The 11,731-nt window shown below is 68.6% G+C and carries 9 protein-coding genes; 4 read left to right on the plus strand and 5 right to left on the minus strand.

Annotation, left to right across the window (positions count from 1 at the left end; translation table 11 throughout):
- Window positions 1-17 precede the first annotated feature (17 nt).
- The 4 genes from DK368_RS20580 to DK368_RS20600 form a co-directional block, all read right to left on the minus strand.
- Window positions 18-1,778 carry an HAD family hydrolase gene (locus DK368_RS20580; RefSeq protein WP_114395857.1) on the minus strand — a complete coding sequence of 587 codons (1,761 nt, stop codon included), beginning with the start codon at window positions 1,776-1,778 and terminating at the stop codon, window positions 18-20.
- Between the two features lie 68 nt (window positions 1,779-1,846).
- Window positions 1,847-5,194: a glycosyltransferase gene (locus DK368_RS20585; RefSeq protein WP_205028334.1), complete on the minus strand. Its 3,348-nt coding sequence runs from the start codon at window positions 5,192-5,194 to the stop codon at window positions 1,847-1,849.
- Between the two features lie 70 nt (window positions 5,195-5,264).
- On the minus strand, window positions 5,265-6,614 hold the full coding sequence (locus tag DK368_RS20595; RefSeq protein ID WP_114395858.1) for an ABC transporter ATP-binding protein: 1,350 nt from the start codon (window positions 6,612-6,614) through the stop codon (window positions 5,265-5,267).
- The gene (locus tag DK368_RS20600; RefSeq protein ID WP_114395865.1) at window positions 6,604-7,434 is read right to left on the minus strand and encodes an ABC transporter permease; all 831 of its coding nucleotides are present in this window, start codon (window positions 7,432-7,434) and stop codon (window positions 6,604-6,606) included. Before DK368_RS20600 ends, DK368_RS20595 begins: the two co-directional genes overlap by 11 nt.
- Window positions 7,435-7,661: 227 nt before the next feature.
- Between DK368_RS20600 and DK368_RS20605 the strand changes: the two genes are divergently transcribed.
- The 4 genes from DK368_RS20605 (at window position 7,662) to DK368_RS20620 (ending at window position 11,138) form a co-directional block, all read left to right on the plus strand.
- A complete protein-coding gene (locus DK368_RS20605; RefSeq protein WP_114395859.1) occupies window positions 7,662-8,498 on the plus strand; it encodes a metallophosphoesterase family protein in 837 nt (278 codons plus the stop codon).
- Between the two features lie 47 nt (window positions 8,499-8,545).
- Window positions 8,546-8,770 (plus strand): hypothetical protein, encoded by a 225-nt coding sequence (locus tag DK368_RS20610; RefSeq protein ID WP_155524661.1) that lies wholly within the window; start codon window positions 8,546-8,548, stop codon window positions 8,768-8,770.
- Window positions 8,771-8,882: 112 nt separating this feature from the next.
- Window positions 8,883-10,121 (plus strand): hypothetical protein, encoded by a 1,239-nt coding sequence (locus DK368_RS20615; RefSeq protein WP_114395861.1) that lies wholly within the window; start codon window positions 8,883-8,885, stop codon window positions 10,119-10,121.
- A 93-nt stretch (window positions 10,122-10,214) separates the two neighbouring features.
- Window positions 10,215-11,138 (plus strand): peptidylprolyl isomerase, encoded by a 924-nt coding sequence (locus tag DK368_RS20620; RefSeq protein ID WP_193552327.1) that lies wholly within the window; start codon window positions 10,215-10,217, stop codon window positions 11,136-11,138.
- Between the two features lie 107 nt (window positions 11,139-11,245).
- On the opposite strand, the gene DK368_RS20625 is transcribed toward DK368_RS20620, so the two are convergent.
- Window positions 11,246-11,731: methionine adenosyltransferase domain-containing protein (locus DK368_RS20625; RefSeq protein WP_162306124.1), on the minus strand; the 486-nt coding region annotated here is incomplete at its 5' end.

The raw sequence follows: 11,731 nt of genomic DNA on the forward strand, positions 1-11,731 counted from the left end.
GCCGGCCGCCCGTGTCCTCACGCCGCCAGATAGTCGCGCAGGCTGCGTTCCGCCTTGCGGCAACCGGCCCAGGTGTCGAAATCCTTGACCGTGGCGAAGAGCTGCAGCGTCTCCTCGCCGATATTGCCGACGAAGTCGGTCAGGATGCCGGCCAGTTCCGCCGGGTCGGGCCGCAGATCAAGATCGCGGCAGAGGCCGGTATAGGCGGCGGCGAAATCCTCGATGCCGCGGATGATCTCGGTGGAGATGCGGGCCAGCTCCGGCGCTTCCCGCCTGCCGCCATCCTCCACCGACAGGATGCCGCCATCCGGCGCGGTTTCATAGCCGATGACGCTGTGATGGGGGGCGGAGAACATCAGCTCCACCGCCACCCGGTTGGCATAGATCCGCTCCAGCTGCTCGGCGGACAGGGACCGGGGCGAGAGCAATGCCTTGCAGGTCCGGGCCAGGGCCGGCTCGGCCGCGGGCACCAGGCAGAGATAATAGCCCACGACGTCGATCGGCAGCATGCGCGCCAACGCCTGGACCAGGGCCGACTGGGTGGTGCCGCGCCAGCCCACATCGACCAGGGCCACGCGCATGCCCGGACGCAAGCCCAGGGACAGCAGATACTGGAACAGACAGGCGCGGTTGCGCCGGCAGACCTTCAGGATCTCCGGCCGGTAGGCCTGGAGAAAGGCCCGCATGCGCGGCCGCAGAGCGGGGTCGATGACCACATCGTCGCCCAGCCCCAGATCCCGCATGACGGCGTCGGAAGGCGGGGTTACGCCGATGCGCTCCAGCACCTCCAGCGGAGCCAGCCCCTCCGCCCCGGCCAGGAACTGTTCCAGCTGGACCGCGTAATTGTCCTGGTCGGTGGCCGCCATCATGAAGGAGACGCGGGAACCGCGGAAATAGTCCGACGGCGGCAACAGCCCCGGCGGCAACGTCCGGGCCAGCCGGTCGAGCACGAAGCCATCACGTGAGATGAACAGCACATGGTCGATCCCGTCCGGGCCGGCCTGACGGGCGATCCAGTCGAGGAAAGCCACCGCCGCCGGGCCGCCATAACGGTACCCCAGATCGTAGAAGGTCTTGGGCTGCGGCACCGGATCGGCGATGCGGACCAGCCCCCGCGCCATCGAGGAGAAGGGCGTCGACGGCCCGTGCCGGGTCGGGCGCCGGGAGGTCTGGTAATGGACCGCTTGCAGGCCGCGGGCCCGCGCCTGCTCCACATCCGAGCGCGGATTGTCGCCGATATGCAGGACACGCTCCGGCGGCAGGCCGAGATCGGCCGTCACCAGATCGAACAGGGCTCCCCGGTCGCGTTTGGTGGCATCGCGGTCGGCGGAGATGAAGAGGGGAACCTCGGGCAGCCCGTGGCGGCGCAACAGCTCCGCGAAGAATCGGCGCGGCAGATACATGTCGGAGGTGATGACCACCGGCTTGGCCGCCACACAGTCGCGGAACAGGGCGGCCAGCTCCGGGTTCGGCCGGGTCAGCGCCAGTTCCATCGCATATTCGGCATCACGCAGCACCATGGCCGGCACGGCCACCGGTGCCAGACACTCATAGATCCCGTCCAGCGTGATCTCCTGCCGTCCGGCCTGCTGCATGCGGTGGAAGGCTTCGGCCTGGGCCTCCTCCCGCAGCCGACGGAAGCGGGGCACGCCGAAGCGGTGCCCCAGCAGGTCGAACACATCCTCCGGTGCGGACAGCGGCCGCACGAACAGCGTGTCGAACACATCGAATGACACGGCATCGGCGCCCGTGATGGCGTCCGTCATCTCCGTCAGCATGGTGCCCCCGCTATGCTGCCGCCATCCTGTCCCCGCCCGGCCGCCCCATCGGCCGGGCCGTCCTCCGGTCACGCGCCGGCGACGGCGAAGCCGGGACTGGTCTGGTCCAGGTTGGGATTGTGGAAGGGATCGCGCTGGAAGAAGGTGGGATGGGTCATGTACAGGCGGCGCAGCTCGGCTTCCAGCCGTCGGCGCTTCTCCGGGGAGATGTCGTCCGGCCCCCGGCTGTAGGATTCATGGTGGATCAGTTCCACGCCCGGGCAGACCACATTGTAAAGGCCGGCCCGAACCAGACGGAAGCCCAGTTCCACATCGTTGTAGGCGACGGGGAAGGTCTCGTCGAAGCCGCCGACCCGGTCGAACTTGGCGCGTTCGATCATCAGGCAGGCGCCGGTGACGGCCACCCAGTTGTATTCCAGCAGGTTGCGGGCGAAGTAGCAGGGATCGTCGGCCGACCGGCGCAGGAAGGCATGGACCGGGCCGGTGGCCAGGTTGACGATGCCGCTGTGCTGGACCGCGCGGGTACCGGGATAAAGCAGCTTGGCCCCCACCGCGCCCACATGGGCCAGCTGGGCGAAACCGCCCAGCCGCTCCAGCCAGCCGGACGACCGCACCTCGGTATCGTCGTTGAGGAACAGCAGCAGGTCGCCACCGGCATGCCGGACACCGATATTGTTGATTTCCGCATAGTTGAACGGCGCGTCATGGCGGATGACCTTGATCTCCGGCTGCTGGCTTAGACTGTCGAGATAATCCAGCGTCGCCGGCGCCGTTGAGCCGTTGTCCATCACCACGATCTCGAACCGGCGATAGCCGGAACGGCTCTGGATGGAGTCGATGCACTGCTTGAGGATGGCGCCGTTGTTCTTCGACGGGATGATGATGGAGATCGGCGGCGCGCCCTGGAGGAAATAGTTGACGCGGTGATAGCCGGGCAGCTGCGGCACCGGCTCCAGCGCGCCAGCCAGGCCACGGCGCTGCAACGCCGCTTCGCGCGCCCGTTTTGCGGCATCGATGGCATAGGGCTTGGCATTGATGTCGGAGGCCACCGACTGCGGAATGATGCGCCAGTGGTAGAGGATCTTGGGGATGTGGGCGATACGGTCGGTCTGCTCCACCACGCGCAGGATGAAGTCGTAGTCCTGCGACCCGTCATAGGCCGAGCGCAAGCCGCCGACCGCCTCCACCAGACGGCGGCGCACACAGGAGACATGGCACGTGTACATCGTGCTCATCATCGTGTCCGGCGACCAGTCGGGCTTGAAGAAGGGCTCGGTGAAGCGGCCGTCCTGGGCGATCTTGTCCTCGTCGCTGTAGAGGAAGTCCGGATCGTCCTGGTTGATGCGGAGAGCCAGTTCGTAGAGGCAGTCCTCCGTCAGCTCGTCGTCATGATCCAGGAAGACGATGTAATCGCCGGTGGCCAGCGCCAGCCCCGCATTGGTGGCCCCGGAAATCCCCTTGTTCTCGGGCAGCAGGCAGGTCGCCACCCGCGTATCGTCGATCTGCGCCAATGCCGTGCGCACACCGTCATCGGGGCTGTTGTCATCGACCAGGATCAGCTGCCAGTGCGGATACCATTGCGCCTCGACCGAGGCCAGCATGCGCTGGAACAGCTCCGGCGGCGTGTTGTAGAGCGGCACCACGATGGAGAAGACCGGACGCACAGCCAACCGGCGGACCCGCTCCTCCACATCGTCCGGCCGGCGCGGCGGCACATAGACATAGCCGCCGGGCTGCGGCACCAACCCGTAGCGCCCGGCCTCCGGCGCGATGCGGGCGGTCATGTCCAGATCGCCCCGCGGCTCGAACGACAGATAGGCCGGCTCCGCCGCACCCGGTGCCGGGACGGCCTGTGGTGACGGGGCGGCCGCCCCCGGCCCTTCCGCCTTGCGTGCCCGCAGGAAGCGCAGGCGTTCGGGCATACGGTGCGGCGTCACCACCCACCAGCCCAGCTTGGCCATGCGCCGCAGCGTCAGGCGCAGGTCGGCCGGCACGCCGGACATGGCCGAGCGCAACCCGGCCGTCGCCCGCCAGGTGGTGCTCTGCTCCACCGCCTGGAGCCGGGCCGCCAGCCCGGCCTGATGCGCGGACAGGCGCATCACCTCCTGCTGCAGGTCGGCGGCCCGCCGCCGGGCATCGGCCAGATCGGCCTCCAGCCGCTGGCGCTGTTCGGCCAGGGCGCTCCTGGCCTGCTGGAACTTCTGCCGGACCAGACCGATGGACAGGTTGCGGCTTTCCATCAGCCGCAGGCAGGTGTCCAGAATGTCCTGCCGCGCCGCCTGGCGTGACTGCGCCTGCGACCGCAGGAGATCCTGGGACTGCTGGTCCTTGCGCGCCTGCTCCAACTCGGCCTCCAGCGCCGCCAGCCCCGTTGCCATCTCCTCCAGCGCCGCGCGGGCCTGGGCAAGCTCGGCATCCTGTTCGCCGGTCCGGACGGACAGCTGGTCACGCTCGGCCCGGAGATGATCCCGTTCGGCGGTCAGCTGCTGGCACTGGCTGGTCAGCTGCTGCCGTTCGCTGGCCAGCCGGGCATGCTCGGCGGTCAGCCGCGCCTGCTCTCCGGCCACCTGCTCCCGTTCGAGGGCCTCCGTCTGAAGCTGGACCAGGGCGGCGTCACGCTCGCCGGCCAGCCGGACGCGGTCGCCTTCCGCCGCCAGCCCGCGGCCGAGCCGATGGAACAGCTGGAGGATGCCTTGCTGCTCCTCGGCCGGGGCATCGAGAATCCGGGCCAGGGCCGGCGGCACCTGCGGCCCCACGGCCAGGACGCCCAACCCATGGCCGAAGGGAATGCCCAGGCCGGGACAGGTCTGCCGCACCTCGTCCCAGAAGCGCCAGACTCCGAACTCCCGCTCCCGCACATTGATGTCGTGGAACAGGACCACGCCCCGCCCGCTGAGCTTGGGCCGCCAACTCTCGAAATCATGGCGCACCGCCTCATAGGTGTGCAGCCCGTCGATATGCAGCAGGTCGATGGAGCCGTCGGCGAAATAGGACAGCGCCTCGTCGAAAGTGGAGCGGATCAGCGTGGAAAAGCGGTCGTAGCGCGGGGTGTGGTACGCTTCCAGATCCCGCAGCACCTCGTCGCCATAGAGGCCGGCCTGCGGATCGCCCTGCCAGGTATCGACGGCATAGCAGAGCGTGTCGCTCTCCGCCGCCACCACCGCCTGGCAGAAGGCCGAATAGCTGTCGCCCTTGTGGGTGCCCAGTTCCACGAACAGGCGGGGGCGCAGGGCGTCGATGCACCAGAAGGCGAAGGGAATGTGCATGTGCCAGCTGGGTACATCGGTCAGCCGTTCCGGCACGCGCAGCAGCAGCGGGTGCGCAGCCAGCAGATCGGCCGCCATGCGCAGGGTCGGCCCCGACGGATCGGCACCGCTGCCCCGGATCAGCTTCACGGCATTGAGGAGGTCGGTCATCGCGAAAGGCACCGGTCGAGGGGAAGGCAGGAAACGCGCCGCATGACGGGAGCGCAAACGGGGATAAGGCTCATCTCACCACCTCCAGATCCGCCTGCAGCGCGATGTCGACCATGGGCAGCCCCACCAGCCCCTTGACCACATGCGAGGTCTGGACATGGAAGAACAGGGCATCGTCGATCCAATGGTGCTGCACATGGCTGGCCTGGGTGCCGTCGGCCATGGCCACCAGGATGGAGAAGTCCCCCGATGGCAGATAGGGCATCTGGAAGCGGAACCGGGCGGTGACACGGCCTCCCGCCGGCACGGCCACCGGGGCCTGCCGGTAGGAGAGGTAGGTGTTGTCGCCGAACAGGTGCAGCCCAAGCCTGTTCTTGACGAAGAAGCCGATGATCGGGCTGTGCAGGGGCGCATGGGCCTCGGCCGAGATCTCCAGCACCACCTCTTCGCCGCCGGTCAGGGCGGGCAGCGGCTGGCCCGCCGGGGCCAGCAGACGCACGGTGTCGATGGTGGCGCCGCGCGCACCGAACCAGGGCGCCTCGGGATCGAAGTCGAACAGCTCGATACTGTTGCGGGCCGTCGTTTCCTGCAGCAATGCGTGACGGCGGTCCGCCACCACATCCCCCTCGCGCACCGGCGCTTGCCGGCGGCTGCCCCCGATCTGGAAGCCGGATGACGCCTCCCCCTCGCTGAACAGCGAGGCGGTGTAGTCGTGAACAATCTCCTTGGCCGGCCCTTCGGCCCGCACGGCGCCGCGGTCGAGCCAGATGGCCCGGTCGCACAATGCCGTGATTGAGGATACATCGTGCGACACGAACAGCAATGTGCCGGTCTGCCTGAACCGGTGGATGAAGCGCATGCATTTCTGGGTGAAGGCGGCATCGCCCACGGCCAGGATCTCATCCACGATCAGGATGTCGGCATCCACATGGGCGGCCACGGCGAAGGCCAGCCTGGCATACATGCCGCTGGAATAGAGCTTCACCGGCTGGTCGATGAAATCGCCGATGCCGGCGAAGTCGGTGATGTCCGTATAGCGCTCATCGATCTGGGCCTGGGTCAGCCCCAGCACGGAGGCGGCCAGGTGGACATTCTCCCGCCCGGTGAATTCCGGGTTGAAGCCGGCCCCCAGTTCCAGCAGCGCCGCCACCCGGCCGGTGACCGCCACCGTGCCGCGGCTGGGCTGCAGCGTGCCGCAGATCAGTTGCAGCAGAGTGGATTTGCCGGCGCCGTTGCGGCCGACGATGCCCACCGTCTCCCCGCGGCGGATCTGCAGATCGATATCCTGCAAGGCCCAGTATTCGGAATAATAGGTGCGGCGGCCGAAGGACAGCATCTGCTTCAGCCGATCCTCCGGCCGGCGGAAGATGCGGTAGCACTTGCCAGCGCCGCGGGCGGCGATCACCACCTCAGAGCACATCGGCGAACCCCGCGCGCAGCTTCATGAAGGCGGCATGGCCGAGCCAGGCCGCCATCCAGGCGGCCAGGACGCCGCCCGTCAGCAGGCCGGCATCGGGCACCCTTCCCCAGAACAGCACGTCCTTCGACATTTCCAGCACCGGCGTCAGCGGGTTGGCATAGAGCGCGCTGCGCACCGCCTCGCCCACGGCATCGGCCGGGTAGAAGATGGGGCTGAGGAACATCAGCATGGACACCAGGATGCCCACCACATGGCGCAGGTCGCGCAGATAGACGCCCAGCGCCGCCAGCAGCCAGCCGAGCCCCAGGGTCAGCAGCACCAACGGCAGCAGCACCAGCGGCAGCAGCAGGATGGTGACGGGTGGCAGGCCGTAGAGGATCAGATAGATCCCCAGCAGCAGCCCCATCCCGACCAGGAAGTTGAACAGGGCGCCGGCAAGGGCGATCCAGGGCAGGATCTCCAGCGGGAACACCACCTTCTTCACATAGCTGGGCGTTTCCAGCACCAGCATGGGCGCCCGCGCCAGACAGTCGCCCAGCAGGTTGAACACCAGCAGTCCCGAATAGAGCAGCAGCACGAAATTGGCCTTCGTGCCCGGCGGCACCGTCCAGCGCGGCTGGAACACATAGGAAAAGACGAAGCTGTAGACCGCCACCATCAGGATCGGCGTCAGCACGCTCCAGACCATCCCGACGGCGGTGCCGCGATAGCGGGCCTCGATTTCCCGCCGGGCCAGGCGCAGGATCAGCGCGCGGTTCCGCCAGGCGGACAGGAACGGGGCGGCGGGCGACAGAACGGAGATCGCCGGTGCAACAGGCATGCTTTCGACCTTCGGCTTGCGGCAGGGCACAACATGACATCACCCCGAACAGGTCAAAGACCCTGATAGCCCATGAAAACCGGGAAAAGCAATGCAGCCAAGGGAAGAATAGAACGCACAGAAGCGCTCCTTTCGGCTAGCAAAAAACTTTTGTTGAATTGGAAATGGCCCCTATATGTTAATACCACTGGATGATTCATGACGGAATTCATACGAAAATCGCGCCGATGAAGCTGTGGGCCATCAGCGACCTTCACCTGTCGTCGGCAGAGAACCGGGATGCCTTGCGGGACTTTCCCCATCACTCCGGCGACTGGCTGATCCTGGCCGGCGATCTGGGCGAGCGGCCGGAGCATCTGGATCTTGCCTTCACCCTGTTGGGCGCACGGTTCGCCCGACTGATCTGGGTCCCCGGCAACCACGAACTCTGGACCATTCCCAGTCCCGACGGCGGTCTGCGCGGACAGGCCAAGTACGAGGCCATGCTGGCCGTCTGCCGCCGGCATGGCGTCTGTACGCCCGAGGATCCCTATCCCGTCTGGACCGGGCCGGGTGGTCCCTGCCTCATCGCGCCACTGTTCCTGCTGTACGATTACAGCTTCGCACCCACGGGCCTGGACCCCGCCGGCGCCGTGGCCTGGGCGGCCGAAGCCCGGATACGCAGCGGCGACGAGATCCTGCTGAGCCCCTATCCCCGGCCCAGCCGCGTCGCCTGGTGCCACCAGCGCGTGGCCTGGACGGAAAAGCGCCTGACGACGGAGCGTCCGCCAGGACTGCCCACAATCCTGGTCAACCATTTCCCCCTGCGCCAGGACGTCATCGACCTGCCACGCATCCCGCGCTTCAGCCCCTGGTGCGGCACCCGGCTGACGGAGGGCTGGCACCGCCGGTTCGACGCCGTCGCCTGTGTCCACGGGCATCTGCACAGGCCGGCGACCCATTGGCGCGATGGTGTCCGCTTCGAGGAGGTGTCCGCCGGCTATCCACGGCAGTGGCAGCCGCGCGGCCGGCATCCGGCCACGGCCCTGCGCCGGATCCTGCCCCATGATGGCGCTGGCCGCTGACGCGCAACGCCGTGATAATGCAGGCTGTCCCGCCGAAGGCCCCCGCCATGCGCCCCTTGCTGCTGATCCTACCGATCCTGCTGTTCCTGGCCGCCATCGCCTGGCAGGGCTTCCATCTGACGTCGGATCTTGCCGGAATTCCGGCGGGCGGGCTGGGCGCCCTGGCCGCTGCCGGCATCGGGGCAGCGCTGCTGATCGCCCTGTTCGTGACCCTGCAACGCCGCCAGCGGCGGCAGGACGAACAGAGGCACGGCAGGGATGACCGGGAATAGGATGGCCGTGACCAGAGCGGGCCGGAGCTGGATGCGCCTTGGCCGGATCCGCCGCCATGATGCCGCCACAGCCCGTTCGCACCCTGGTCCTTTCGCCCGAGGATTCCCGCCCATGCGCCACTCCCTCCTGTCCGCAATCCTGACCATGCTGATACTGGCCGCCCCCGTGCCGGGGATCATCCCGGTGGCGGCGGCCGCGGATGGATGTGCCGTGCTGGCACAGCGGGTGGACGATGTCTCCACCCGCCGTCCGGTGTTCCTGCGCAGCTATGATGGCCCGGATGGCAAGGGGGACCCCGCCTTCGAACCGCCGCTGCGTGAGTCGGCCTTCACCTATGACAATGCCCTGGCCGCCATCGCCCTGGTGGCCTGCGGCCGACCGGAGCAGGCCAACCGCATCGGCGAGGCCCTGTTGGCGGCGGCCACCGGCGACCGGGCCGAGCCGAACGGCCGTCTGCGCAACGCCTATCGCGCCGGAGCGCTGAAAGAGATGCCGCCCCTGCCGCCGGGCTGGTGGGACAAGGGCGCCAACCAATGGGTGGAGGATGCCTATCAGGTCGGCACCGCCACCGGCAATGTGGCCTGGGCCGCGCTGGCCCTGCTGACCCTGCACGAGCAGTCGGGCCGCACCGATTACCGGGATGCCGCCGCCGGCCTGCTGCGCTGGGCGGTGCAGGCGACGGCCAGCGACACCGGTGCCGGCGGCTTCAGCGGCGGCGTCCATGGCTTCGAGACGGCACCGGTGCGGCTGACCTGGCGCTCCACCGAACACAACACCGATCTGGCCGCCGCCTTCACCTGGATGGCCAGGCTGGACCCGGCCGGTCCCTGGACCGGGTATGCGCGCCAGGCCCAGGCTTTCGTCGCGGCCATGTGGCAGGCGGACCAGGGCCGGTTCCTGGCAGGAACGCTCCCCGACGGCGTCACGCCGAACGCCTTTTCCGGCCTGGATGCCCAGCTCTGGCCACTGCTGCTGGCGGATGCGCCGGTGGCGTGGCGGCGCAGCCTGGACTGGGTCGAGGCCCGCCATGCCGCCCAGGGGGGATTCGACTTCAACGACGATGCCGACGGCATCTGGCTGGAGGGGACGGCCCAGGCGGCGCTGGCCTATCGGCTGGCGGGGCGCATGGACGAGGTCCGGCGGCTGCTGGGCGAACTGGACAAAGAGTGGAGCGAGGGCGGTTACCTCTACGCCACGCGCCAGCCGCGCATCACCACCGGGCTGGCCATCGGGCCGGACAGTACCAGTGACGATTTCTACTATTACCGGCGGCCCCATCTGGGGGCGACGGCCTGGGCCGTGCTGGCGGCCCGCGGCTGGAATCCCTTCATCGGCAAACCCCTGGGCTGAACCGCGATGCCGGCCCGTGGCGCGACCACGGCATTGCCGCGGCCGCCCGGCTCTGGAACAGTGGGGGACCATCGACCCGCCCGAGGACCCCGCATGCTCCGCCCTGCCGCCCTGCCCCTGTTGGCCGCCATCCTGGCTGTCCCGCTGATGCCTCCGCTGCCGGCCGGCGCCGCCGACGCGGAAAAGCGTGCGACCCCGGCGGAGGTGCTGGCAGCCGCCCCGGCGGCGGACTGGCGCAGCCCGGCCCCGGAGGAGACGCTGTATCTGGAGCTGCCGGCCGGGCGGGTGGTGATCGAACTGGCGCCGCAGTTCGCACCGGCCCATGTGGCCAATATGCGTCTGCTGGCGGCCGAGGACTGGTACCGGGGCGTGGCCGTGGTGCGGGTGCAGGACAACTACGTCACCCAATGGGGCATGCCGGAGGAGACGCCGAAGCCGATGAAGACGGCCAAGGCCAAGCTGGCGCCGGAATTCACCGTCGCCGGCGGTGCAGCGGGCCTGCCCTTCGTACCGCTGCCGGACCCCGACAGCTTCGCGCCCGAGGTGGGGGTGGTCGGCAGCTTCCCGGCCGCCCGTGACCCGACCACAGGCGAAGCCTGGATGACCCATTGCTATGGCATCGTCGGCGTCGGGCGCGACATGGCGGTGGACACCGGCAGCGGCGCTGAACTCTATGTCGTCATCGGCCACAGCCCCCGCGCCCTGGACCGGGTCATCACCCTGGTCGGCCGCGTTCTGTCCGGCATGGAGCACCTGTCGGCGCTGCCGCGCGGCACCGGGCAGCTGGGCTTCTATGAGAAGCCGGAGCAGCGGGTGGTGCTGAGATCGGTCCGCTTCGCCAGCGACGTGCCGGAGGCCGAGCGCACACCGGCTCAGGTCCTGCGCAGCACCAGTCCCAGCTATGCCGCCTGGGTCGAGGCCAAACGCCAGCGCCAGGACGATTTCTTCATCCGTGCCGCCGGCCATGTGGATGTATGTAACGCCCTGCCGCCGGTGCGGACGCCGCCGGCGCTGTAGGGCTCAACCGCGGCGGTGGCGGACTCCCTGATGATCACCCCCGACAGACGAACGGCCCGCCCCCTGGGGGGCGGGCCGTTGCATCCGGTTTCCGGTGTCTGTGCGGCTCAGAAGGCGCGGCGCAGGGCGTCGACCAGATCGGTGCGCTCCCAGCCGAAGCCGCCATCGGCTTCCGGCTCACGGCCGAAATGGCCATAGGCCGCGGTGCGGGCATAGATCGGCCGGTTCAGGCCCAGATGCTCGCGGATGCCGCGCGGGCTGAGATTCATCAGCTGGCGCAGCACGTCGGCCAGCTTGTCCTCGTCCACCTGACCCGTGCCGGCCGTGTCGATATAGACCGACAGCGGATGCGACACGCCGATGGCATAGCTCAGCTGGATCGTGCACTTCTCCGCCAGACCCGCCGCCACCACATTCTTGGCCAGATAGCGCGCGGCATAGGCCGCCGAACGGTCCACCTTGGTCGGATCCTTGCCCGAGAAGGCCCCGCCGCCATGCGGCGCCGCACCGCCATAGGTGTCCACGATGATCTTGCGTCCGGTCAGACCGGCGTCGCCGTCCGGGCCGCCGATGACGAACCGCCCCGTCGGGTT

Source organism: Oleisolibacter albus, from assembly GCF_003336875.1.
In the GTDB taxonomy this organism is placed as follows: domain Bacteria; phylum Pseudomonadota; class Alphaproteobacteria; order Azospirillales; family Azospirillaceae; genus Niveispirillum; species Niveispirillum album.